Annotated in this window: 25 protein-coding genes and 1 riboswitch; of the genes, 17 read left to right on the top strand and 8 right to left on the bottom strand. The window is 70.8% G+C overall.

The genetic code is table 11. The features are described from left to right. Positions 1–20 precede the first annotated feature (20 nt). The 4 genes from ACYVLQ_RS14215 (at position 21) to ACYVLQ_RS14200 (ending at position 4,696) form a co-directional block, all read left to right on the top strand. Entirely contained in the window at positions 21–1,289 is a 1,269-nt protein-coding gene (locus ACYVLQ_RS14215) for an adenosylmethionine--8-amino-7-oxononanoate transaminase (RefSeq protein WP_460697922.1), read from the top strand. A gap of 217 nt (positions 1,290–1,506) precedes the next feature. After that, complete coding sequence (locus tag ACYVLQ_RS14210; RefSeq protein WP_460697921.1) at positions 1,507–2,652, top strand: 8-amino-7-oxononanoate synthase; 1,146 nt, start codon at positions 1,507–1,509, stop codon at positions 2,650–2,652. Continuing rightward, the gene (gene bioD, locus ACYVLQ_RS14205; protein WP_460697920.1) at positions 2,649–3,329 is read left to right on the top strand and encodes a dethiobiotin synthase; all 681 of its coding nucleotides are present in this window, start codon (positions 2,649–2,651) and stop codon (positions 3,327–3,329) included. Before ACYVLQ_RS14210 ends, bioD begins: the two co-directional genes overlap by 4 nt. Before the next feature lie 221 nt (positions 3,330–3,550). Further along, positions 3,551–4,696, top strand: a complete 1,146-nt coding sequence (locus ACYVLQ_RS14200; protein WP_460697919.1) for an alpha/beta fold hydrolase — start codon at positions 3,551–3,553, stop codon at positions 4,694–4,696. Between the two features lie 10 nt (positions 4,697–4,706). Here the strand turns inward: ACYVLQ_RS14200 and ACYVLQ_RS14195 are convergent, their stop codons facing one another. The 4 genes from ACYVLQ_RS14195 to ACYVLQ_RS14180 form a co-directional block, all read right to left on the bottom strand. Further along, entirely contained in the window at positions 4,707–5,732 is a 1,026-nt protein-coding gene (locus ACYVLQ_RS14195; protein ID WP_460697918.1) for an ABC transporter substrate-binding protein, read from the bottom strand. Next, positions 5,729–6,484, bottom strand: a complete 756-nt coding sequence (locus tag ACYVLQ_RS14190; protein ID WP_460697917.1) for an ABC transporter ATP-binding protein — start codon at positions 6,482–6,484, stop codon at positions 5,729–5,731. Before ACYVLQ_RS14190 ends, ACYVLQ_RS14195 begins: the two co-directional genes overlap by 4 nt. Before the next feature lie 124 nt (positions 6,485–6,608). Beyond that, on the bottom strand, positions 6,609–7,640 hold the full coding sequence (locus tag ACYVLQ_RS14185; RefSeq protein ID WP_460697916.1) for a FecCD family ABC transporter permease: 1,032 nt from the start codon (positions 7,638–7,640) through the stop codon (positions 6,609–6,611). Continuing rightward, a riboswitch (cobalamin riboswitch) is annotated at positions 7,600–7,810 on the bottom strand. (Overlaps the previous gene by 41 nt.) A gap of 12 nt (positions 7,811–7,822) precedes the next feature. Then, positions 7,823–8,407 carry a TetR/AcrR family transcriptional regulator C-terminal domain-containing protein gene (locus tag ACYVLQ_RS14180; protein ID WP_460697915.1) on the bottom strand — a complete coding sequence of 195 codons (585 nt, stop codon included), beginning with the start codon at positions 8,405–8,407 and terminating at the stop codon, positions 7,823–7,825. A gap of 104 nt (positions 8,408–8,511) precedes the next feature. Between ACYVLQ_RS14180 and bioB the strand changes: the two genes are divergently transcribed. The 5 genes from bioB to ACYVLQ_RS14155 all read left to right on the top strand — a co-directional run bounded on the left by bioB (position 8,512) and on the right by ACYVLQ_RS14155 (position 11,761). Continuing rightward, entirely contained in the window at positions 8,512–9,531 is a 1,020-nt protein-coding gene (gene bioB / locus ACYVLQ_RS14175; RefSeq protein ID WP_460697914.1) for a biotin synthase BioB, read from the top strand. 84 nt (positions 9,532–9,615) lie between these two features. Then, on the top strand, positions 9,616–9,858 hold the full coding sequence (gene bsaP, locus ACYVLQ_RS14170; protein ID WP_460698252.1) for a biotin synthase auxiliary protein BsaP: 243 nt from the start codon (positions 9,616–9,618) through the stop codon (positions 9,856–9,858). Further along, on the top strand, positions 9,858–10,535 hold the full coding sequence (locus ACYVLQ_RS14165; protein WP_460697913.1) for a DUF2567 domain-containing protein: 678 nt from the start codon (positions 9,858–9,860) through the stop codon (positions 10,533–10,535). The genes bsaP and ACYVLQ_RS14165 overlap by 1 nt, the downstream gene beginning before the upstream one ends. Positions 10,536–10,620: 85 nt before the next feature. Next, a complete protein-coding gene (locus ACYVLQ_RS14160) occupies positions 10,621–11,157 on the top strand; it encodes a DUF1353 domain-containing protein (RefSeq protein ID WP_460697912.1) in 537 nt (178 codons plus the stop codon). 34 nt (positions 11,158–11,191) lie between these two features. Then, positions 11,192–11,761: a P-loop NTPase family protein gene (locus ACYVLQ_RS14155; protein WP_460697911.1), complete on the top strand. Its 570-nt coding sequence runs from the start codon at positions 11,192–11,194 to the stop codon at positions 11,759–11,761. Positions 11,762–11,826: 65 nt separating this feature from the next. On the opposite strand, the gene ACYVLQ_RS14150 is transcribed toward ACYVLQ_RS14155, so the two are convergent. Together ACYVLQ_RS14150 and ACYVLQ_RS14145 are read right to left on the bottom strand one after the other, a co-directional pair. Then, entirely contained in the window at positions 11,827–12,102 is a 276-nt protein-coding gene (locus ACYVLQ_RS14150) for a hypothetical protein (protein ID WP_460697910.1), read from the bottom strand. 66 nt (positions 12,103–12,168) lie between these two features. Further along, complete coding sequence (locus ACYVLQ_RS14145) at positions 12,169–12,927, bottom strand: NUDIX hydrolase (RefSeq protein ID WP_460697909.1); 759 nt, start codon at positions 12,925–12,927, stop codon at positions 12,169–12,171. A 76-nt stretch (positions 12,928–13,003) separates the two neighbouring features. On the opposite strand from ACYVLQ_RS14145, the gene nadA reads away from it, so the two are divergent. From nadA to nadC, 3 genes are read left to right on the top strand one after another with little or no spacing between them, the layout of a single operon-like run. Beyond that, entirely contained in the window at positions 13,004–14,029 is a 1,026-nt protein-coding gene (gene nadA / locus ACYVLQ_RS14140; RefSeq protein WP_460697908.1) for a quinolinate synthase NadA, read from the top strand. Between the two features lie 16 nt (positions 14,030–14,045). Next, positions 14,046–15,797, top strand: coding sequence for an L-aspartate oxidase (locus ACYVLQ_RS14135; protein WP_460697907.1), 1,752 nt, complete (start codon positions 14,046–14,048; stop codon positions 15,795–15,797). A 31-nt stretch (positions 15,798–15,828) separates the two neighbouring features. Beyond that, positions 15,829–16,689, top strand: coding sequence for a carboxylating nicotinate-nucleotide diphosphorylase (gene nadC, locus ACYVLQ_RS14130; protein ID WP_460697906.1), 861 nt, complete (start codon positions 15,829–15,831; stop codon positions 16,687–16,689). A gap of 5 nt (positions 16,690–16,694) precedes the next feature. Here the strand turns inward: nadC and ACYVLQ_RS14125 are convergent, their stop codons facing one another. Continuing rightward, the gene (locus ACYVLQ_RS14125; protein ID WP_460697905.1) at positions 16,695–17,072 is read right to left on the bottom strand and encodes a tellurite resistance TerB family protein; all 378 of its coding nucleotides are present in this window, start codon (positions 17,070–17,072) and stop codon (positions 16,695–16,697) included. A 199-nt stretch (positions 17,073–17,271) separates the two neighbouring features. After that, the gene (locus ACYVLQ_RS14120) at positions 17,272–18,444 is read right to left on the bottom strand and encodes a winged helix DNA-binding domain-containing protein (protein ID WP_460697904.1); all 1,173 of its coding nucleotides are present in this window, start codon (positions 18,442–18,444) and stop codon (positions 17,272–17,274) included. 218 nt (positions 18,445–18,662) lie between these two features. Here ACYVLQ_RS14120 and ACYVLQ_RS14115 point away from each other — a divergent pair, with 218 nt between their 5' ends. From ACYVLQ_RS14115 to ACYVLQ_RS14095, 5 genes are all read left to right on the top strand, one after another. Continuing rightward, positions 18,663–19,661 carry an alpha/beta hydrolase family protein gene (locus tag ACYVLQ_RS14115; protein WP_460697903.1) on the top strand — a complete coding sequence of 333 codons (999 nt, stop codon included), beginning with the start codon at positions 18,663–18,665 and terminating at the stop codon, positions 19,659–19,661. Next, on the top strand, positions 19,649–20,182 hold the full coding sequence (locus ACYVLQ_RS14110) for an arylamine N-acetyltransferase family protein (protein ID WP_460697902.1): 534 nt from the start codon (positions 19,649–19,651) through the stop codon (positions 20,180–20,182). Before ACYVLQ_RS14115 ends, ACYVLQ_RS14110 begins: the two co-directional genes overlap by 13 nt. 101 nt (positions 20,183–20,283) lie before the next feature. Beyond that, positions 20,284–22,041 (top strand): penicillin-binding transpeptidase domain-containing protein, encoded by a 1,758-nt coding sequence (locus ACYVLQ_RS14105; protein WP_460698251.1) that lies wholly within the window; start codon positions 20,284–20,286, stop codon positions 22,039–22,041. 243 nt (positions 22,042–22,284) lie between these two features. Then, positions 22,285–23,847: a serine/threonine-protein kinase gene (locus ACYVLQ_RS14100; protein WP_460697901.1), complete on the top strand. Its 1,563-nt coding sequence runs from the start codon at positions 22,285–22,287 to the stop codon at positions 23,845–23,847. A 165-nt stretch (positions 23,848–24,012) separates the two neighbouring features. Next, entirely contained in the window at positions 24,013–24,171 is a 159-nt protein-coding gene (locus ACYVLQ_RS14095; RefSeq protein ID WP_460697900.1) for a putative quinol monooxygenase, read from the top strand. Positions 24,172–24,255 lie beyond the last annotated feature (84 nt).

Raw genomic sequence — 24,255 nt, 5'->3', positions numbered from 1 at the left:
CGCCTCCGCGAAGGATTCCCTTGGCCCTCACCCCGGACGAGATCACCGCCCTCGACGCCGCTCACGTCTGGCACCCGTACGGAGGGTTTCCCGCCAGCACGGAGCCGCTCGTCGTGGCGTCCGCGGCCGGTACCCGGCTGACCCTGGCCGACGGCCGCGAACTGGTCGACGGCATGAGTTCGTGGTGGGCCGCCGTGCACGGCTACCGGCACCCGGTGCTGGACGCGGCGCTGACGGCGCAGGCGCGGCGGATGAGTCACGTCATGTTCGGCGGTCTGACCCACGAGCCCGCGGCGCGGCTGGCGCGGCTCCTGGTCGAGATCACCCCGGACGGCTTGGACAAGGTGTTCCTGTGCGACTCCGGCTCGGTGTCGGTGGAGGTCGCCGCGAAGATGTGCCTGCAGTACTGGCGGGCCCTGGGGCGTCCGGCCAAGCGGCGGCTGTTCACCTGGCGCGGCGGGTATCACGGCGATACGTTCACGCCGATGAGCGTCTGCGATCCCGACGGCGGCATGCACGCGCTGTGGACCGATGTGCTGACCGAGCAGATCTTCGCGCCGGCCCCGCCGAAAGACTATGAGCCCGAATACGTTCGCGAACTCGAGCGCCTGTTCGAGGCGCACGCCGGGGAGACGGCGGCGGTCATCGTGGAGCCGGTCGTGCAGGGCGCGGGCGGGATGCGATTCCACCATCCGCGCTACCTGAACGAACTGCGGCGGCTGTGCGACGAGCACGAGGTGCTGCTGGTCTTCGACGAGATCGCCACTGGATTCGGCCGCACCGGAACGTTTTTCGCGTCCGACCGGGTCGGCGTGCGCCCGGACGTGCTGTGCCTGGGCAAGGCGCTCACCGGCGGATACCTGACGCTGGCCGCCACACTGTGCACCGCGACGATCGCGGAGACCATCAGCGCCGGGCACGGCGGGCTGATGCACGGGCCGACATTCATGGGCAATCCGCTCGCCTGCGCGGTCGCGGTCGCCTCGATCGAGCTGCTGCTGTCGCGCGACTGGGCGGCGGAGGTGGCCGGTATCGAGGCGGGGCTGACCACGGGACTGGCTGCCGCACACCAGGTTCCGGGCGTGGTGGATGTGCGGGTGCAGGGCGCGATCGGCGTCGTCGAACTCGAGCACCCGGTGGATATGCGCAAGGCCTCGCACGCCGCCGTCGAGGCGGGGGTGTGGCTGCGACCGTTCCGCAATCTGATCTACACCATGCCGCCGTTCATCAGCGATGACGAGGACGTGGCGCAGATCGCGGCCGCCGTGGTCGCCGCCGCCGCGACCTGACGGCGGCGAACCTGCCTGTGCCGCGCCATGGTCGGCGCCGCCGTCAGTGCCGCGCCCTTGCACCACGAGCACGAATACCAGGACCGCGTCGCGGACCTTCTTCAGCAGGCTCGCCGCTTCGTAATACTGGGCGGCTTCGGCGGATTGGGCGAGCTGTGGTCGACGAATGTGCGCCCTCGCCGCCCTCCTGAACGGCGTTCAAGTATGCTGCTGTGCTGTGAGTGATCCGTTGGGTTGGCTGGATGTGCGGGCCGGGGAGCGGGTGCGGGCCGGGCTGCGGCGGGAATTGCGGGCGCGGGCGCCGGAGACCGGGCTGATCGACCTGGCGTCCAACGACTACCTGGGGTTGTCGCGACACCCCGAGGTGATCGAGGGCGCGGTCGAGGCGGTGCGGAAATGGGGCGCCGGATCGACCGGATCGCGCCTGGTGACCGGGACGACGGTCGAGCACGAGCAGTTGGAGGACGAACTCGCGGAATTCGTCGGCGCCGAGGCGGGGCTGGTATTCGCCTCGGGGTACGCCGCCAATCTCGGGGTGGTGACGGCGCTGGCCGGGCGCGGCGCGCTGGTGGTGTCGGACGCGGGCAGCCACGCCTCGCTGGTCGACGCCTGCCGCCTGTCGCGCGCCCGCGTGGAGATCGCGCCGCACCGCGACGCCGCCGCGGTGGCGCGGCTGCTGTCCGCGCGCACCGAGGAGCGGGCGGTCGTGCTGACCGACTCGGTCTTCAGCGCCGACGGGGATCTCGCGCCGCTGGCGGATCTGCACCGGGTGGTGCGCGCGCACGGTGCGGTGCTCATCGTCGACGAGGCGCACGGCCTCGGTGTCCGCGGCGCAGGGGGCCGCGGACTGGTGCACGAACTCGGTTTGGCCGGTGCGCCCGACCTGGTCGTCACCGCGACGCTCTCGAAGGCCCTGGCCGCCCAGGGCGGCGTCGTGCTCGCCGACGAGCGGGTGCGGGCCCATCTGATCGACGCGGCGCGCACCTTCATCTTCGATACCGGGCTGGCGCCGGCGGCCGTCGGCGCGGCGCGGGCCGCCCTGCGGTTGCTGCGCCGCGAGCCCGCGATGGCGGGCCGAGTCCTGGACCGGTCCGCGGCCATCGCACGGATCGCCGGTGTGCCGCAACCGGATTCGGCCGTGGTCTCGGTGGTGCTCGGTGAGGCGCAGGTCGCCTACGACGCCGCCGAGGCCTGCCGGGCCCGAGGGCTGAGCGTGGGGTGCTTCCGGCCGCCCTCCGTGCCGGAGGGCGCCTCGCGGCTGCGTCTCACCGCCCGGGCCGACCTCGACGACGCCGAAATGAACACCATCGCAACGGTTCTCGCCGATGTGCTGACCACGGCTCGAGGAGCGGTCCCGGCATGAGCGTGCTCATAGTGACCGGAACCTCCACGGAGGTCGGGAAGACGATCGTCACGGCGGCGCTGGCCGCCGCCGCCCTGGCCGCCGGACGCTCGGTGGCGGTGTGCAAACCGGCACAGACGGGGATGGGGCCGGGTGAGCCCGGAGACCTCGCGGAGGTCGAGCGGCTCGCCGGTGTCACCCGCAGCCTCGAACTGGCGCGGTATCCCGATCCCTTGGCGCCCGATACCGCCGCGCGCCGCGCCGGGCAGCCGCTGCTGACGCTCGGGGAGACGGCCGGCGCCATCGATTCGCTGGCCGACGCGGATCTGACCCTGGTGGAGGGCGCGGGCGGATTGCTGGTCCGGCTGGGCGAATTCACGATCGTCGATCTCGCGCAGAAGCTGGGCGCGCCCGTACTGGTGGTCGCCGCCGCCGGGCTCGGCACCCTCAATCACAGTGAGCTGACCACCCGCGCCCTGGCCGCCGCGGGCGTGCCCTGCGCGGGCCTGGCCATCGGGTCGTGGCCGATCGCCCCGGACCTCGCCGCCGAATGCAATCGTGTCGACCTGCCCGCCGTCACGGGCGAGGAGGTGGTCGGCGTCGTCCCGGAGGGCGTCGCCCATTGGCAGCCGCAACGTTTCGCCGCCACCGCCACCGACTGGTTCCTCCCGCACTGGCGCACCCGCTACCTCAGCTGAGCACCGATAGCGACGCGCCCGGCCGACCACAGCGGTTCCCGCACGCCTGGTTCGTTCCCGCACGCTCTGCAGCGCCTGTGGGGAGTGCGGGAACACGCAGGGCGTGCGCGAAGGAGAGCACTCGGGCGGGGGGATAGCGCGGAACGCGCGGGTGTGGCACGGGCCACCGGGGCGCTGCCGCGGATGATCGTGACGGCCGATCGGTCCTACAGTGGGTGAAGATGCTTCTGGAGGACCGGCACCCGTCCACCGTCGCGGACTTCGACGACGCGCGGCGGAGGGCGCGGCTGGCCGAGACCAGGCCCGGACACGGCTGGGTGCGGTTGCGGTGTACGCGAAAGGCGCTGCTGGGGATCGTGCTGATTCCGCTCGTCCTGCTCGTGGCGTTCGCCCAGTACCTGGCCGTCGACGTCGCCCCCGAGCGCGCCCGGCTGGCCAGGACCGAACCGGCGGTGCTGCCGATCGCCGCCCCCGCACCGGAGGCCCGCAACACCGCCGTCTTCGATCTGACCGGCCTGGGCACGCTGGATGCCACCGATACCGCGCGCGCCCTCCCGTCGCTGACCCGACTGGGTTCGGTGTGGGCCGTGCGCTACGACAACTCCGGTATCGATACGAAGGTCATCAGCGACCTCATCCTCAAGGTCACCGAGGCCGCGAAGATCGATAACGTGGTGCTGGTCGGGCACAGCATGGGCGGCGTCATCGCGCTCGAGATCGGCAAGCACATCCACGCCGACAGCCCCAAGACCCTCGCGGGAATCCTGCTGGACTGCACGCCGGTGGACCTGAACGCGGTCCGCCCGGAGAGCCGGGACCAGGGCGAGGACCTGCTGCGGTGGACCGGATGGCTGCCCGGGACACGGGAGAGCCGCGGCCTGCGGATCATCGCCGAAACCTATGCCCGCCGTGAGCGTTTCGTCGACCAGTCCACCTTTCCGCCGGGGATCCGCGCCGACAGGTTCCGGGACGCGGTCCAGGATGTGCTGCGGCAGAAGATCGCCAGCCGCGACGCGGCCAGCAACGGACTGATCGAATCGCAGTTCCGGGCGATCGTGGCCGGGGGCGCCGTCGACGATCTGCGCGCCCTGGCCAAGCCCGCGCACGGCAAGCCGCGACCGGCGATCGCCTTCATCCGGCCGCACAATCCCGAACGCGACCCGGTCGTCGACGTCGAGGCCACCCACCGCGTGCTGATCGAACAGGCGGGCGGCGTCAACGGGACGCTGCTGGTGGTGCTCACGCGCGGCACCGGGCACGCCAACCCGCGGCAGCAGCCGGGCGAGTACAACAAGGTCGTCGAGCAGCAGGTGGTGCCGTTCATGCGTTTGGTACGCAGCCAGGAGCTGGTCTCGACGGCCCGATGACGAGCAGGGGTCAGCGCACCGTGTCGTCGATCCGGGGCCGGATGTCCGAGGGCGGCAGCAGGTTCCAGCGCTCCAGCTGCGCGCGGATCTGCTCGGCGGCGTCGATGTTGAGCGGCCCGCTGGTCCACAGCGCGTAGGGCAGATTGAGGAAGCGCTGCTCGGTGACCGCGCGCAGCTGGTTGATGCCCGGCTTGGCGCGCAGCAGATCGACCTTCTCCTGGAACGACTGCGGCGGATAGTCGACGAAGACGATGGCGTCCGGGTCGGAGTTCGCGAGCCGCTCCCACGAGACCTTGGTCCAGGTGTCGCTGACGTCGTCGAGTATGTTGCGCGCGCCCGCGGCATCCAGGATCGCCTGCGGCCCACCGAATTTTCCGCTGGAGAAGACGGTGTCGCTGGCGCTGTCGAAGACGAAGACATTCGGGCGGCGCGGGGCCTGCGGCGCCCGGTGCAGGGCTTCCAGCCGCCGATCGAGGTCCGCGAGCAGCCCCTTCGCCTGCTCGGTGCGGCCGGTGATCGCGCCGAGATTGTCCAGGTCGGTCCGCAGCGCCGTCCACGGCTCGACGACCCCGCGGGCCCGCTCGCTCCCGGCCCGCCGACAGCTCTCGGTGAGTACGTAGGCGGCAATACCGTTCTTGCGCAACGAGTCCGGGGTGAGGTCGGTGGCCTCCTCGTATCCGTAGTTCCAGCCCGCGACCATGACGTCGGGATGCTGGGCCAGCACCGTCTCCCGCGAGGGTTTCTGGGGCGCAACCTGTTTCAGCCGGTCGACCACGTCACCGTAGTGCCGTCGCAGGGTGTCGGCGTCGCGTCCCATACTCGACACCGCGGCCACCGAGTCCTGGGCGCCCAAGGCCAGCGCCATCGAGATCATATTGCTGTCGTTGACGAACAGGCGCCGCGCGGGCGACGGGAAGCGCACCTCCTGTCCGCAGTTGCGGACGGTGAGGTTGCCGCCGGCCGTCGGTGACGGGCCGCATGCCGCCACCGTCAGGGCGGTGGTCAGGAGAGTGAGGGCCAGAGTTGCGTGTCTCATGGCTGCCTTTCTGTAAGGGTGGACGCCTCAGCCGGATCACGATGGGCCGGGTTCGAGTCGAGCAGCAGATGGACCGCGCCGGTATCCGGGTGGCGCACTCGCGCGGCCCGGACACCGAACACGGTGCTCAGCATGTCGGGGGTCAGTGCGACCTCCGGCGGCTCCAGCGCGCTCGCCCGGCCGTCGCGCAGCACCAGCACCCGGTCGCAGTAGCGGTCCGCCAGGGTCAGATCGTGCAGTGCCAGCACCACGGTCCGGTCCAGGGTGCGAATCTGTTCCAGCAGCGCCAGCCGATGGGTGATGTCGAGATGGTTGGTCGGCTCGTCGAGCAGCAGCAGGGGAGTGGACTGGATCAGCGCCCGGGCCAGCAGCACCCGCTGCCGCTCACCGCCGGACATCCGGTGCACCGGGCGGTCGGCGAAGCCGTCGAGATCCACTGCGTGCAGGGCGCTTTCGACCGCCTGGCGCTCGCGGGGACCACCCGGGCCCCACGGTGGCAGATACGGCGTGCGGCCCAGCGCGATCACCTCACCGGCCCGCAGATCGTCGGGCGGCTGCTCGTCCTGGGCGACCAGCGCGACCATGTGCGCCCGCCGCCGCGGCGAAAGCTGGTGCAGGTCACGACCATCGGCGAGCACGTTGCCGTGATGCGGTCGCAGCAGCCCGGCCAGCGTCCGCAACAGTGTGGTCTTCCCGCTGCCGTTCGGCCCGACGATGCCGATGGTCTCACCGGCCCGGACCGTGAAAGACACGTCTTCGAGCACTGCCCATCGCCCGGGGCCACAACCGAGGCCGCGAGTCTCGAGGGCGGCGGCAGGGGTGTTCTGTCTCATCGCAGCCCGCTCGTTCCCCGCGCGCCGCTGAACCTCCCCGCGATCACGACGCACCGAATCTGTAGCGCCGCCGCCCCATCAGGACCAGGAACACCGGCGCGCCGATCAGCCCGGTCAGCACGCCCACCGGAATCTCGGTGGGCCGCACCAGCACTCGGGCCGCGGCGTCCGCCGCCACCAGGAACAGCGCCCCGCACAGCGCGCAGACCGGCAGCAGCAACCGATGCGGCGACCCGACCAGCAGCCGCGCCGCATGCGGCACCACCAGCCCGACGAACCCGATGCCACCCGACACCGCCACCAGCACACCGACCAGGATCGCCAGCCCCACGAACAACGCGATCCGCAAGGCGCGCACCGGAACTCCCACCGAGGCCGCGGTATCGGCACCGAGGTTCAGGGCATCCAACCAGCCGCTGGCCGCCAGCAGCGCCACCGCGGCGACACCGACCACGCACGCGGGCAGCGCGATACGCGTCCAGTCCGCGCCCGCCAGGCTGCCCAGCAGCCAGAACAGTACCGACTGCGCCGCCGCGGGATCCGAGCTGCGGAAAATCAGATAACTGCTCAGGGCCGCGAAGGCCGATCCGAGGACGGTGCCGGTCAGCACCAGCCGCAGCGGCGTGAGCCCGCCCTGCGCGACGGAGATCGCGAAGACCAGCGCGGCCGCTACGAAGGCGCCCGCCAGCGCCCCGCCCGAGAGCGCCCACACCCCGGCCCCGGCGAACAGCCCGGACGTGATCACCCCCGCCGCCCCGACCCCGGCTCCGGACGACACCCCGAGCAGATAGGGATCGGCGAGCGGATTACGCACCAGCGTCTGCATCGCCGCACCCGCCAGCGCCAGGCCCGCGCCGACCACGGCGGCCAGCACCGTGCGCGGCACCCGCAGTTCCCAGACGATGGTGTCCATGCCCGGGTCGGCTCCGGCGGGGCCGGTGAGATGGCCGCGCAAGACCTCGAACACCGTTGCGAGAGGCAGGTTTTCGGCGCCGAACCCGGTCGCCGCGACCATGGCGACCGCCAGCATCGCCGTGACGACGGGGATTACCACCGATATCCGCGCACGGATCATCGCCGATACTCCATGGGCACCTCGCGACCTCTGCAGAGCTGTGCCGGGTGAGGGAGGTCTGACTTCCGCGGCGCACTCGGGTGCCGCCCGCGGTCACAGTGGCGCGACCGTTCCGGAATTACACCGGATTCCCGCACTCCCCGGCAGGGACGGAAACGAACTTTACCGTCCGGTTCATTGCGTCAGCGCACCCGGCTGCCCAGCAGGTGCCGGACACCGCCGACGAACAGCTGCAGCCCGAAGTCGAAACGGGCGGTGGCGCTGGTGTTCTCATACAGCGGCGACGACTCCTCCGCCAGCGCGCCCGCCGAATCCATCTGCATCCGCGACTGCTCGTCGACGGTCTCGCCGAGCACGTAGTACAGCAGTGTGTACGCGGCCAGATCGGCCTCCTCGCGTGTCATGCCGCCGCGGATCAGCGCCCCCGCGACGCGCTCGCGGCCCTTGCTGGTGGTGAGGCGGGAGGCGTAGGTGGCCGAGACCAGTTCGGCGCCGTCGCGGTAGGCGAGCAGACAGGAGCGCATCCGGTGCGCCAGTTCGCCCACCTGCGCGGACCATTCGTCGTCGGCGACGGCCTCGTCCAGCGGCGCCAGGATGCGGTCGGCGACCGCGCCCAGCAGGGCCTGCTTGTTGGGGAAGTGCCAGTACAGCGCGCCGGGCTGCACATGCAGCGCGGTCGCCAGGCGCCGCATCGTGAGATCGGCCAGCCCGTACTGGTCGAGGATGGCGATGGCGCCGTCGACGACGTCGGTGCGATGCAGTTGCACTTGGCGACAACCCTTTCGTGCTTTGACTCGCGTCCCACGCTACCCTAGCCTGAACACCGTTCAAGTTGCACGGCCGACCCGGCCGGACGAAGGGATTCGTGCGCATGACCCAGGCACCCGTCAGGACCGACACCGACATTCTGGCGACCGCCCGCGAGCAGGTGCTCGACCGCGGCGTCGGCCTCGACGAACAGCAGACGCTCGAGGTGCTGCGCCTCGGCGACGACCGGCTCGAGGAACTGCTGGCGCTGGCGCACGAGGTGCGGATGCGGTGGTGCGGGCCGGAGGTCGAGGTCGAGGGCATCATCTCGCTCAAGACCGGCGGCTGCCCGGAGGACTGCCACTTCTGTTCGCAGTCCGGGCTTTTCCAATCGCCGGTGCGCGCCGCGTGGCTCGATATCCCGAGCCTGGTGGAGGCGGCCAAGCAGACCGCCAAGACCGGCGCCACCGAATTCTGCATCGTCGCGGCCGTGCGCGGCCCGGACGAGCGGCTGATGGCGCAGGTCGCCGCGGGTGTGGAGGCGATCCGCAACGAGGTCGACATCCAGGTGGCCTGCTCACTGGGCATGCTCACCCAGGAACAGGTCGACCAGTTGGCCGCGATGGGCGTGCACCGCTACAACCACAACCTCGAGACCTCGCGCTCGCACTTCCCGAACGTGGTCACCACACACAGCTGGGAGGAGCGCTGGGACACCCTGCGCATGGTCCGCGAGGCGGGTATGGAGGTCTGCTGCGGCGGCATCCTCGGCATGGGCGAAACCCTGGAGCAGCGTGCGGAATTCGCGGCCAACCTCGCCGAGTTGGAGCCCGACGAGGTGCCGCTGAACTTCCTGAACCCGCGCCCGGGCACTCCGTTCGGCGACCTCGAGGTGCTGCCCGCCGCCGACGCGCTGCGGGCCGTTGCCGCGTTCCGGCTGGCGCTGCCGCGCACCATGCTGCGCTTCGCGGGCGGCCGCGAGATCACCCTGGGCGATCTCGGCGCCAAGAAGGGCATCCTCGGCGGCATCAACGCCGTCATCGTCGGCAACTACCTGACCACCCTGGGCCGCCCGGCCGAAGCGGACCTGGATCTGCTCGGCGAGTTGAAGATGCCGATCAAGGCGCTCAACGAGACGCTGTGACCGCACCGCTGCGCGGAGAATCGGTGCGGTTCAGGTATTGTCGGCAGCCCAGGAGCTGCACGTTTCGAGGTGATCGTGGACATCATGGAAGCCGGACAGCCGGGGGCCGATCCCTCGGCGGAGCGCTACAACCCGTTCACGGGTAAGCGGATCGTTCCGAACCTGCACGATGCGGTACCGGCGGCCGCGCTGCTGGGTCTCGAGCCGCCGCGCTTCTGCGAGCAGTGCGGACGGCGCATGGTCGTTCAAGTCAGCCCGGACGGCTGGTGGGCCAAGTGCTCCCGGCACGGGGTGGTGGATTCCACGAGCCTGGAACAACATCGGTGATGGCGCATCAGAGCGCGGTCGAGCCGTCCGACACCCGGCGCCGCGAGCTGCGCGCCGTGCTGTGGGTGGCGGCGGCCGTGCTGCTGGTGAGCGCGATCGGCGGCGCGGTGTGGGGCGTGCTGGCGCCCGTGGAGAAGGTGCTCGTGGTCGAGCCGGGTAGGGGAGCGGCGCTGCCGGGGGAGAGCGCGCACCGATTCGACGCCGTCGCGATCTTCGTCTGCGCCGGTGCGATCGCCGGGCTGCTGAGCGCCGCGGCGGTGTGGCGGCTGCGCCGGTTGCGCGGTCCGCTGCTGCAGGGCGGCCTGCTGTTCGGATCGCTGGCCGGTGCCTGGCTGATGTCCTGGGTCGGTGACCAGGTGGCGGGCCTGCTGCATCCGCGCCCGGCGAACCCGCCCGTGCAGGCGATCGTCGAGCTGGCCCCGGCGATCGTGCCCTCGGAGGTCACGGGCTGGACCCAGCTGGCGGTGCAGCCGCTGATCGCCTCGCTGGTGGTGCTGGTGCTGGCCGCGCTCAGCACCTCCGAGGACCTGGGCTCCGGCGCGGGACGCACCGGCGAGTCGGCCGACGGCGCGCGGCCTTACGCGTCCGACGTCACCTACGGGCCGTACGGCACGCCGGTCTCGCAGGCCATACATCTCGGTCCGTTCCAGGGCGCCGACTCCGGTTCGCCGCGTTGACGCCGGGCCGCGGCCGATCCGTTGCCGAAGGTTTCCCGGCGCGCCGTAGGCTGAAGTCACACCACCCTCGGAAAGGCGGCGGGCCGTGGGGTTCATCGGGACCGGACCGGTCGTCGAGGCCATCGACGCCGAGTCCTGGCGCGTCCGCGAACCCATCGAATACCGGGGCGAGTACCAGACTTTCATCGTCCCCACCGGATTCCGCACCGACTTCGCGTCCGTGCCCCGGGCCCTGGTGTGGCTGGTCCCGCGCTATGGCGCCTTCACCCGCGCCGCCATCCTGCACGACTATCTGACCCGCGGCGGCGAGGTGAGCCGCGCGGACGCCGACGGACTGTTCCGGCGCGCCCTGCGCGAGACCGGCGTGACGGTCCCGCAGCGCTGGATGATGTGGGCCGCGGTGCGCTTGGCCTCGGGTCTGCGCGGCGCCACCGCGGGTGACATCGCCCTGGTCCTCCTCATAGCGATCCCGTCCACCGTCTTCTTGGCGATCCCGGTGCTCGTCGTCCAACTCTGGCTGCTGCTGTTCTGGGTGGTGGAGGCGATTTTCTGGTCGGCAGGCCGCCTCACCGGCCGCACGACCACCCCACCCCCGAAACCCCGAGTCCGCATGACCACCTGAGTGGCGCGCGGGCGCCCGAGTGGATAATGCGTCGGTGACCGTACAGCGTCGGATCTCGGTGGTCGGTACGTCGGGTTCCGGGAAGAGTTCGCTGGCTCGCCGTATCGCGCAGCGGCTCGGGATCCCGCACATCGAGCTGGACGCCATCCATCACCAGGCGGACTGGACGCCGATGCCCGAGGCCGAGTTCCGGGCCGCGGTCGCCGCGCGGATCGCGCATGGCGCATGGGTGGTCGACGGCAACTACCAGGGCAAGCTCGGAGACCTGGTGTGGCGCCGCGCCGACACGGTGGTCTGGTTCGACCTGCCGCGCCCGCAGGTCATGCTGCAGATCGTCAAGCGCACCGCGGGTCGATCGCTGACCGGCCGTGAACTGTGGAACGGTAATCGAGAATACTGGCGAAACATGTTGTCGCCCAACCCCGAACGATCGGTGATCATGTGGGCTTGGACAACGCACGCCAGAAATCGCGTCCGCTACGCGACGGCGCAGGCCGACCCGGCCTACCGGCACCTCGAGTTCGTCCGGCTGCGGTCACACCGTGATGCCGAGGCATTTCTCGTCGGGCTCGAGGAGCCGCGACGCGTCGACCGCGACCGCTGAACCGCCCCCGGCGGACACGACGGTCCGAAAATCGCTGGCTGCTTGCGGATCCTGCGGGATCCCGCTCACCCGAAATCGCGCGCCAGCACCGCGCGGGCGTGGGCCTCGGCCAGCAGTAGCCCCACCTCCCGGCGCAGCCTGCCGAGTTCGCGACGCCGCGCGGTGGTGCCGGTCGTGGCCGCGAGCTCCTGGTCCAGGAAGCCGAGGGTGTCCCGCAGACCCCTCACCCGCTCGACGGTCGCCCCGTCGCCCGAGCGTCTCGTCTCCTCGATGAGCTGGGCGAGCCGATGTTCCAGACCTGGTTGCCGCCGTCGGCCGAGCCGACGTTCCAGACCGAGCATTTCGCCTCCTGACGCTTATTGTGCCGTTAGTTAACGGTACATCAGAATATGGCGAGATAAAAAGGTTCAGCCGCGCGGTCGCAGGGCGGCGAATTCGTCGGTCACCCGGATCTCGTCGTCGGTGAAACGGTAGACGGCGGCGGGTCGGCCGCCCGCCTTGCCGGGGGAGGCGGTGTCGCCGGTGGGTGTAATCACCTTGCGGCGGCTCAGGACTCGTTGCAGGTTCGTGGTGTCCACCTCGTATCCCAAGGCGGCGCAATAGATTTCGCGCAGCGTCGACATGGTGAAACGCGAAGGGGCCAGGGCGAAGGCGATATTGGTGTAGGACAGCTTGGCCGCCAGCCTGGTGCGGGCGTGATGGACGACCGTGCCGTGGTCGAAGGACATGTTCGGCAGCGACGAGACCGACTGCCAGCGGGTGTCCGGCGGCAGGTGCGGGTCCGCGGACAGCGGCACCAGCCCGAGATAGGCCGAGGCGATGCGGCGCGGGCCGGGAACGCGGTCCGGATCGCTGAAGACCGACAACTGCTCGATATGCCACAGCTCGCGCACGTCGACCTTCTCGGCGAGCTGTCGGCGAGCCGAGACGTCGAGATCCTCGTCGTCGCGCAGGCGGCCGCCGGGCAGCGACCAGGTGCCGGTCTGCGGCTCCATCGCCCGCTCCCATAGCAACACCGCCAGTTCGGTGTGCCAGCCCGGCGCACACCGCGGCACCTCGGGGTCTACCGGTGCACTGGCGTCCTGACCTGCGGTGATGGTGTCGGGGAAGCGACGAACCTGGAACACCGCGGTGAGCGATTCGTGAATGGTGCTACCATGGGCCACGTTTTCGATTGTAAGTCGAAAACCTGGTGGATGCGAATCGGCGAGGCTGCCGAGCGCATGAGGAAGGAGCCATGCCATGGCGACTATGACGTTTGCCGGGCGCGTCACGGACGGTCCGTCGGGATATTCGGGGGTGGAGGCCGGCCCGGAGTGGGCGCAGGAGATCCAGCGCCTCGCGCGCGAGCGCAACGCGACCATCCTGGCGCACAACTACCAGCTGCCCGAGATCCAGGACGTCGCCGACCACGTCGGCGACTCGCTGGCGCTGTCGCGCATCGCGGCCGAGGCGCCCGAGGACACCATCGTGTTCTGCGGCGTGCACTTCATGGCGGAGACGGCCAAGATCCTCAGTCCCGAGAAGACCGTGCTGATCCCGGACCAGCGGGCCGGGTGCTCGCTGGCCGACTCCATCACCGCCGACGATCTGCGCGCATGGAAGGCCGAACACCCCGGCGCAGTGGTGGTGTCCTACGTGAACACCACCGCCGCGGTGAAGGCGCTCACCGACATCTGCTGCACCTCCTCGAACGCGGTGGACGTGGTGGCGTCCATCGACCCGGACCGCGAGGTGCTGTTCCTGCCCGACCAGTTCCTGGGCGCGCACGTCAAGCGCGTGACCGGGCGGGAGAACATGCACATCTGGGCCGGTGAATGCCACGTGCACGCGGGCATCAACGGGGATGAGCTGACCGAGCAGGCGCGCACCCACCCGGACGCGGAACTGTTCGTGCATCCCGAATGCGGCTGCGCCACGTCGGCGTTGTACCTGGCTGGCGAGGGCGCCTTCCCGGCCGACCGGGTGCACATCCTGTCCACCGGCGGCATGATCGACGCGGCCCGGGCGGCGAAGTCGAATCAGGTGCTGGTCGCCACCGAGGTCGGCATGCTGCACCAATTGCGCAGGGCCGCACCGGGAATCGACTTCCAGGCGGTCAACGACCGCGCCTCCTGCAAGTACATGAAGATGATCACCCCGGCGGCACTGCTGCGCTGCCTGGTGGAGAACCGCGACGAGGTGCACGTCGATCCCGAGACCGCCGCGCTGGGCCGCAGCTCGGTGCGGCGGATGATCGCCATCGGCAATCCCGGCGGCGGCGAGTGAACAGGGCGTCCGCGCGATGAGTATCCCGTCGATCGCCTGGGAGGCGGACGCCGACCTGGTGGTGGTCGGCGGCGGGGTCGCCGGCCTCACCGCCGCCCGCACGGCCTCGCTGCGCGGACTGCGGGTGCTGACCCTGAGCAAGGGCGGCCCGGCCGACACCTCCACGCAGTACGCCCAGGGCGGCATCGCCGTCGTCGCGCCGCAGGGTGATTCGGTGGACGCGCATGTGCAGGACACCCTCGCGGCGGGCGTCGGCCTCTGCGATCCGGGGGCGGTGCGCTCCATCGTCGAGGGCGGCCGGGACGCGGTGGCCGCGCTCACCGATCTCGGGGCGGTGTTCGACCTGGGTCGCGACGGCCAGATCTCGCGCACGCGCGAGGGCGGGCACAGCACCCGGCGCATCATCCACGCGGGCGGCGATGCCACCGGCGCGGAGGTGCAGCGGGCACTCAATACGGCCGGGCTGCCGGTGCTGTTCGGCGCCGCCGCGGTGGATGTCGTCACCGGGTCCGGGGGCGTGCGCGGCGTGATCGCGGTGTCGGACAAGGGTTTCGGTGTCGTACACGCCCCGGCGCTGCTGCTGGCGACCGGGGGGTTGGGGCAGCTGTACGCGTGCAGCACCAATCCGGCCGGTGCGACCGCGGACGGGATCGCGCTGGCACTGCGGGCCGGTGCGGCGGTGGCCGATCTGGAGTTCGTGCAGTTCCATCCGACGGTGCTGTTCGCCGCCGGCGGGCTCGGCCAGCGGCCGCTGATCAGCGAGGCGGTGCGGGGCGAGGGCGCGGTCCTCGTCGACGCGGAGGGCAGGTCGGTCACCGCCGGTGTGCATCCGCGCGGCGACCTGGCCCCGCGCGATGTGGTGTCGCGGGCGATCGCCGCGCGCATGCACGCGCTCGGCGCCGATCACGTCTTTCTCGACGCACGAATGATCGACGGCTTCGCGCGGCGGTTCCCGACGATCACGGCGTCGTGTGCGGCCGCCGGGCTCGACCCGCGTACGGATCTCATCCCCGTGGCACCGGCCGCGCACTATCAGTGCGGCGGCGTGGTCACCGATACCCACGGCCGCACCGCGGTGCCCGGGCTCTACGCCGCGGGGGAGGTCGCCCGGACCGGCCTGCACGGCGGCAATCGCCTCGGGTCCAACAGTCTGCTCGAAGGCCTGGTGGTCGGCGAGCGTGCCGGTGCCGCGGCGGCGGAGCGGCGCGGCGGTGCGGGGCGCATCAGCGAACTCGGTGCGGTCACCTTCCCCCGGGCGGATCGGAAGTTCTTGCGGGAGTTGATGACCGAGCACGCGTCGGTCGTGCGTGACGGTGACGGCTTGCGCTCGGCGGTGCTGCGGCTGCTGCAACTGCTGTCGGAGCCGATCAGCCTGTCCCCGGTGGCGGATGCCGACCGCCGGGGTCGGGGATCCGGTGCTCGGGTCGTTTCCCAGGGGCGCGATCTCGCGATTCGGGAATCGGAGGACGCACGGGTGGAAGGTAATTCGAGGGAGCGGACAGAACCGGACGGGGCCGGGGCGACCGCGCGGGTGGTCACCGCACTGGAGGATGCCGCCCTCACCCTTGCCGCCCGCGCACTCCTGGTCGCCGCGACGGCCCGCACCGAGAGCCGGGGCTGCCACACCCGCTCGGATCACGCCGACACCCGCGATGAGTTGCGCCGCAGCCTCCCCGTCCGTCTCGGGCCGGACGGCCGCCCGCAACTGGCCACCGACGCGGCGGGGCCGACCGGCGAACCCGATCACCTCGCGGCGTCGCGAGTGTGACGTGCCCGCAGTGGAACAAAGGAGTGCAGTAATGGCCCTGGATGCCGGACTCGACCGGGACGAGGTGCTGGCGCTGATCCGCGCCGCGCTGGACGAGGATCTGCGGTACGGACCCGATATCACCACGGCGGCAACGGTTCCCGCGGACGCCGCGGTGAAGGCGTCGATGGTGTCGCGACAGCACGGGACCGTGGCGGGTCTGGACGTGGGGTTGCTGGTACTGGACGAGGTGATCGGCGCGGGCGCCTACGAGATCACCGAACGGGTCTCCGACGGCGCCCGGGTGGCGCCCGGGGATGCGGTGCTGGATCTGGTCGCGCCGACCCGCGGGCTGCTGACCGCCGAGCGCACCATGTTGAACCTGGTGTGTCACCTGTCCGGCATCGCCACCGTCACCGCCGCGTGGGTCGAGGCGGTGGCCGGGACGCGCTGCCGGGTCCGCGACAGCCGAAAGACGCTGCCGGGCCTGCGTTCCCTGCAGAAGTACGCGGTGCGCGCCGGCGGCGGGGTCAACCACCGGATGGGCCTCGGCGATGCGGCGCTCATCAAGGACAACCACGTGGTCGCCGCCGGTTCGGTGGTCGCGGCGCTGCGCGCGGTGCGGGAGCTGGCCCCGGATATCGCCTGCGAGGTCGAGGTGGACAGCCTGCAGCAGCTCGATGAGGTGCTGGCCGAGGACGTGGAACTGGTGCTGCTGGACAACTTTCCGCTGTGGGCCACCCAGGCGGCGGTGCAGCGTCGCGACGCCCGCTCGCCGCGGACGAAGCTCGAATCCTCGGGCGGGCTGACGCTCGACGTCGCCGCGGACTACGCCCGCACGGGCGTGGACTACCTCGCGGTCGGGGCGCTCACCCACTCGGTGCGCGTGCTCGACCTCGGGCTCGACATGTAGCCCGCTCAGAGCCCGAACTCGCCTGGGGCCAGTCGCAGTACGCCGCAGCATTCGCGCAGGGCGGCGGTCTCGCGGGCGTCGAACGCGCCTGTCGATTCGGTGATTTCGATACCCGCCCGGACCGCCGCGCGAGCCTGGACGGGGCGCTCGGTGACCCGGGCGACCTGGTGCAGCACATAGGCCCGCCCGAAGGCGGGATCGAGGGTGAGCCGGAGCCAGTTGTCCTCGAACAGGTTTCGCAGGTCCTGCGCTGGGAAGTGGTCCAGCACCGGTGCGGCGCCGACACGGTGGGCGACCCGCCTCCGATCGGCCGGGTCGGCGCCGGTGGCACTGACCAGGGCGCACACGCCCACGGCGGCGTCGCGGAACATGGTGTTGCGCAAGACTTTCGGAGTAGCGCTGGCAAGCGGCATGGTACTAACCCCCTGGATCTGCCCGGTGACCCCGCATGACCTGGCTATCGGACCTGAACATCGACAGGCAGACGCTAACAGAGATCACCGACAGGAAAAGCCCGGATGTTATGGGGGCGCCGAGCCTCCCGGCCACAAGCGCGCTCGCTGCGGGGCGATCGGTCTCGGCTCAGGCGGTCAGCTCGCGCTCCAGCGGCGTGCGGAACCGGGGTATCGCGCGCACCTCGCCGAACCACGCGCCCATGCGCTCGGACTCCGCCGCGATCCGCGCCCGCGCGTCGGCGCCGACGTCTTCCAGTAGCCGCCACACGATCTCGCCGTCTTTGCGCTGCGCCCATCCGCCGACGATATGCCCGTCCCACCACACGGTCGGGCCGATATTGCCGTTGCGGTCGAACAGCGCGGGTGCGTGCGGGCCGAGGAACCAGTCGCGCGACTGCCAGCCCATCGGCGTGGGATCCAGCGCGGGCAGCAGCGCCGCCCACGGCTCGGGCGCGGCCACCGGCTCGAGGTCGTCGGCCAGTGCGATGCCGGTGCCGCAGTCGAGGTCGACCTCGGCGATGTCGAGGTGCGCCAGGGACTTTCGCACGTCGCCCAGCGACCATCCGGTCCACCACTTCAGGTCGGTGATCGGCGCCGGTCCGAAGGCGTGCAGCCAGCGGCGCACGAGTTCGGTGCGGGCCCGCTCGATCGGAACCGCGGAAACCCCTGCGGGCAGCCAGGATTCGATCGGGGCCCAGGTGTACTGGCTGCTCGCCCAGCTGCCGTTGGGGCGGCCCCGCACGATATGTCCCGCGCAGCCGAGCATGACCAGCACCCAGGTGGTGATGTTGGTCGGCTTGGAATACGCCTTGCCGGGCGCGGTGTCGACCTGGGTCCGCAGCCGCGGCACGGCGGCGGACAGCTGCGCGCCCGTGGCGCTGCCGCGGGCCAGCAACTCGCGGTGTGTCTCCTGCTCCACCTCCGCCAGCCAGCTCGCGATATCGCCGTCGACGGCCTGTTCCAGATAGCGCCCATAGGTGCGACGCTGCTTGTCCGCCAGCCCGTCGGCGACCGCGGACTGCAGCGCGGGCAGCAGATCGACCGGGACCACGAACATGGTGCGCCGCATGGCCAGCATGCGCAGCAGCGTCCGATCCTCGTAGAGCGCCCGCTCCACGTGCGAAGGCTCGAGCCCGCGGCTGCGTGCGGCCACCGAGAGGTACACCGTCGCCGGATCGGTGGCATGCAACGCCACCATCGCCTCGGCAACTGCGGCGGCATCGTCAACCCTCGCCGCATGCGCCAGCAAATGCCGCACGCCGACGCGTGCCCGCCGCTGCCCAGTGTCCATCGAACGCATGAACGAATCCTAAGCGCACAACACCCGCGCTCGTCACCCACCAGGAACATCCACGGGGACCGGTCCTGGTCGCCCATCGTCGTTCCGGCGCGCTTTCGGCCGGAATCCTGCCGTGCACCTGGATTCCGGCCAAGAGCATGCCGGAAATAACGCAGGGGTAGAGGCACGCCGGGTCGAGTCGTGTCGGTGCCGGTGGCTCCGGGTGCGATGATGCGGTCGTGAGGCGTGGATACGGCAGACCGGTGCGGTTGCTGCTGTTGGCTGTGCTGGCGGTGACAGGCGTTGTGGCGCCTCAGGCTTCGGCCGAACCCGGGTGTGCGGTGCGGGTCGCGGTGCGGCCGGTGACGGTCACCGTGGACGGTGAACCTGCCACGGGCCGTGTCTACGAGCCATACAGATGCGCCGAAGGCGATACGGCGCCCCGGGGCCTCGTCGTGGCGGTGCACGGCCACGACAACACCTCCGCCGACTTCGCGGATTATCTCGGCGCGCTGGTGCGGCGCACCGAGACGCCGCTGCTGTCGATGGATATGCGCAGCGCGGACAGCGTCTGGCGTACCGGCGACTGGAACCTGCGCGCGGGCCGCGACGACGTGCTCGCCGCCACCCGCCGCTACCGTGAGGAGCACCCCTCGATCGCGCGGACCGTGCTGTGGGGCTGGAGCCAGGGCGGCGCCACGAGCGGTTTGGCCGCGGCGTCCGCACCGCCGGGCCTGTTCGACTACTGGGTCGACGCCTTCGGTCCCGCAGACGATTTCACCGCCTGGGCCCGTGCCGACCGGATCGCCCCGGACCTGCGTGGGCAGATCGAACGCGATGCCGGAGGCTGCCCGCCGGTAGCCTGCCCGCAGGCCTACGCCGACCGCTCGCCCGCCCTGCAGGCCCACAAGATCGAGGTCCGCCGCGCCTTCATGGTCCACGGCACCGCCGACAGCCTCGTGCCTTATGAGAACAGCCTGGAAATGCGCGCGGCACTCACCGCGGCGGGCAGGCCGACCTCCCTCTACACGATCGCGACAGGCACCGACCTGTCCGGCACGGTGGTCCCCGGCGACCACGGCGTGGGCCCGCCCTTCTTCGAGAGCGGCTGCGTCGTCGAGTGCCTCCTCGGCGACACTGAACCGATCGACGGCGGCAACCGCGACTACCTCATCGATATCGCCCGCGACATCACCACAGCGCCACCGCCACCACCCGCCGCCAAATGCGCAGCCTGACACCGGCCACCCACGCGCTGGCGCGGGTCACCGCGGCCGACGACGACCGAGTGTGGCTGTGCGACGTGGGCTTCGGCGCCGGACCGCTCGAGCCGCTGGAACTGAACTCCGACCGTGGCGAGGTGAAGGCGGGGGAGTGGCGGCTGCGCGTGGAGCGCGCTCGCGGTGAACTCGACAGCGAGTTGTGGGCCGTGCACCACTTCGCGCGCGACGGCTGGGTCGCGCGCTACACCTTCACGACCAACCCGCAGTACCGTATCGACTACGTGGTCGGCAACCACTTCGTCTCCACCTCACCGCGGTCACCGTTCGTGACCCGCCCCTACGTGCAGCGTTTCCTGCCCGAGGTGCATCACGTCATCGACGGCACCACCTGGATGTCGGAGTACCCGGACGGCAGCGCGCAGTCTCGCGAACTGGAACCGTCCGAGCTGCCGAAGACGCTTGCCGAGGTCTTCGCCATCGAACTCGACGACGCCGACATCGCAACGCTCGTCGCGTCGCCCGCGCTGTACCACTGAGCCGAGCGTGGGCTGGACCACCGACTTGATCGCGTGGCACCCAGCGAGCGCTCCCGGGCACGGGCCGTTCAGCCGGTAGGGTCGGGCGCGTGCGCACCGGTATGAAACTGTTCGCCCTGTTCGCCACCCCGGTCCTGGCCCTGGCCGCCTGCTCGGACAAGTCCGCCGACCGCCTCGACAGCACCGTGAACGATTTCGCGGACGCCCTCAACCGTAACGATGCCGCCGCCGCGGCGGCCGTCACCTCCGATCCGGCGCGGGCGTCGGACACCCTCGCCAAGCTGTACGACAGCCTCGGCAGAGACGTGCATTTCCAGGTCGACAAGATCGAGAAGGCCGACGGGGGAGCCACCTTCTCCCTCGCCGCCACCTGGAAGCTCGGCCCGGACGGCAAGAACCAGTGGACGTATCGAACCACCGGCGCGGCCGACGAGTCCGGTGACGACTGGAAGATCCGCTGGAATCCGGCGACCGTCGCCCCCGGCTCGGACGCCGGGCCACTGAGCTACAGCGCCGTGGCCCCGAATCCCGCTGCGCGCGTAACCGATCGCACCGGCGCCGACCTGCTGACCGAGCAGGTCGTCACCCTGGTCAACGTCGCTCCGGGCGCCGACGTGAATGCCGTTGCGGCGCTGCTGAATCCGCTCGACTCCAGCATCAGCGCCGCGTCGCTGCAGTCGGAACTGGCCGGGGCGCAGGGCAAACCGGTCACCGCGGTTACGCTGCGCCAGGCCGACCTGGATCCGATCCAGGACCGGCTGGCCGCGCTGGCGAACGTCACCCTGGCCCCGCAGACCCGGCTGCTGGCCGCCGACAAGGAGCTGAACTCGCCGACGCTGTCGGGGTTGTCGGAGCTGTGGCAGCAGAACACCGACGCGGCGTCGGGCTGGGCGGTGCGTGCCACGACCGCGGGCGGTACGCAGCGGGTCGGTGGGGAGGATCCGAAACCGGTCGCCGACATCCCCAGCACCCTCGATACCGGCATGCTGCGCAGCGCGGACGCGGCCCTGGCGCCGATCCCGACCCCGGCGGCCATGGTGGTCATGCAGCCCTCGACCGGAAGTCTGCTCGCCCTCGCCCAGAACCCGCCCGCCGACGCCCAGGGCCCGATCGCGTTGACCGGTCTGTACCCGCCGGGTTCGACCTTCAAGACGGTGACCGTCTCGGAGGCGCTGCAGACCGGCCAGGTCACCCCCGACACGATGGTGGCCTGCCCCGGTACCTCGAACATCGAGGGCCGCCAGATCCCCAACGACAACAATTTCGACCTCGGCACGGTGCCGCTGCACACGGCGTTCGCCCGGTCCTGCAACACCACGATGGGGCGGCTGGCGGTGAACCTGCCGCCGGACGGCCTCACCGAGGCGGCCGCTCAGCTCGGGCTCGGCATCGACTACACGGCGCCCGGCATGACGACCGTCACCGGCAAGGTGCCGGTCGCCGACACCCCCGCCCTGCGCGTCGAGGAGGGGATCGGACAGGGCAAGGTGACCGCCACACCGTTCGGCATGGCGCTGGTGGCCGCGTCGCTGGCGCACGGTTCGGTGCCCGCCCCGGCCATCGTCGCGGGCAGGCCGGGCGTACCCGACCGGACCCCGGAACCCCTCCCGCGGACCGTCGCCGATCAGGTGAAGGCGATGATGCGTGAGACGATCACCGACGGCACCGCCACCCAGCTGCGCGATATCCCGGGCATGCTCGGCAAGACCGGCACCGCGGAGTACATCGATGACAAACACGCGCACGGCTGGTTCGTCGGCATCGATGGCGATCTGGCGGTGGCCGTATTCGTCAGCGACGCGGGCAGTTCCGGCACGGCGGTGGATGCGGCGGGCCGCTTCCTGCGGGCCCAGCGCTGACTCCTGTGATCTCAGAGCAACAGTGACCCGAAAGTGATATAGGACACACCGTATCTCAGCTCTGTCGCACGGTGATCTCACCCGCATCTCAGCGCATTCGTACATATTTCACACGGATGTCGCTCCGGCGACAGACCCGCCCGTCCGGCCCGCTACACTCGTCCGAGGAACGCGCGGGCAACCCCGTGCGCGGTAAGTCACGGATCGCGGAGAACTCGGAGTAGTGCCATCGAAACCGGCCAAGTGATCGCAGGGCATTACCGCCTGGTCGAGCGGATTGGTAGCGGCGGCACAGGCGTCGTCTGGCGTGCCGTCGACGAGCGGCTGGAACGGTCCGTCGCCATCAAGCAGATCCTCACCCAGCCCAGCCTGCCGCCGGGCGAGAAGGAGATCGTGCGGCAGCGTGCCTCCCGTGAGGCTCGCAACGCCGCCCGCTTCCAGCACCCGAACGCGATCGTCGTCTTCGACATCACCGATCACAGCGGTGATCCCTGCTTGATCATGGAGTACCTGCCGTCGCAGAGCCTGGCGGTGGTGCTGTCGTCGCAGGGCACGCTGCCGCTGCCGCAGGTGGCCCGGATCGGTGAGCAGGTGGCCTCGGCCCTGGTGGCCGCGCATCGAGCGGGCATCGTGCACCGCGATGTCAAGCCGGGCAACGTGCTGCTCGGCGAGAACGGCACGGTGAAGATCACCGACTTCGGCATCTCGAAGGCGAAGGGCGATGTCACCCTCACGGCCACCGGCCTGATCTCCGGCACCGCCGCGTATCTGGCGCCCGAGGTGGCCCGCGGTGCGGAGCCGACCCCCGCCGCCGACGTATTCGCCCTGGGCGCAACGCTTTTCCACGCGCTGGAGGGTGAACCCCCCTACGGCACCAACCCGAATCCGCTGGCGCTGCTGTACGCCGCGGCCAACGGTCAGCTCAGCGAGCCGCGTAATGCGGGCCCGCTCACCGATCTGCTGCTGTCGCTGCTGAGCTTCGAGCCCGAGGACCGGCCCAGCATGACCGAGGTGCGCGACGAGCTGGCCGACTTCGCCGAATTCGGAGCGGGCGACGAGACCACCCGGATGCTGGCCACCCACCGGACCACTGCGCGCCGCCACGCCACCCCGACCCTGGATCGCCGTGCGGCCCAGGCCGATATCTCCACCGCGGAGATGATGGCCACGGCCGCACCGGTTTCCGAGCCGGACCTGCCGCCGGTGCGGCCCGCCCGCGGCAGTGCGCATCCGGCCACCCGCTCGAATCCGGTGCCCTCCGCGCCGCCCCCCGCCGCTCCCGCCCCCGGCCGCCGGTGGGCGCTGGTCGGCGGATTCGTTGTCGGCCTCGGAATCGTCGCGGCCGCACTGTATTTCCTGTTCTCCCCGCCGAACACCGGCACCAGCCCGTCGCAGGGCGGTTCGGCCGCCACCAGCGCCCCCGCCCGCAGCAGCGCGCCCAACTCGGGCGCGCTCGGGCAGACCAAGAGCGTCGGGCAGGCCACGGTCGGCGGAGCCGCCGACATGATCGACAAGTTCTACGGCGAACTCGTCGAACAGCAGTTCTCCGATGCCTGGAACCGGCTGACCCCGGCGGCCCAGCAGGTCTACGGCAGCCAGCAGGCCTTCTCGACCTACTGGACGCAGAATCGAATCACGCGATACTCGACCATCGAGGGCGCCCGCGGCGGCAGCAGCACCAATTCCGATGGCTCCGTGGACATGTCGGTGGCCAATGTCAGCTACGGCGGCAAGAGTAAGGAAGCACAGCTGCGCGTCGTCGACGCGGGCGGCGGCCGCCTCCTCATCGACAGCGACACCAAGTAGGGGTAGGGATTCCGGCCAAGAGCGCGCCGGAAATTCAGGACAGGATCACCCCGACGTAGGGCCCTCCTACCTCACCCCGGCGTGGGGTCCTCCTACCCTCACCCCGGCGTGGGGTCCTCCTGCCTTCTTTTCGGCGTGGGTCCTCCTACCTGCTACCAGCCGTTCATGAACCCGAACGCCCCCGCGCACCTGATCGTGGTCGAGGAGTGGACCGACGCCGCCGCCCTGGAAGCCCACTCCACCACCCAGCATTTCCACCACGCAACCAAGGTGTTCAACGAGATCCTGGCCGAACCTGGTATTCCACCGCCTCACCCCGAGTAACCCAACACCCCGCCCACCCGCTCCCCCCGACTCCCTCATTCCCGGCCCAACCCATCCGCTCCTCCCGAACACGCCCGTTCCCCT

The sequence above is a fragment of the Nocardia thraciensis genome (genome assembly GCF_054782435.1).
This window is presented reverse-complemented; position numbering and strand designations above follow the sequence as displayed.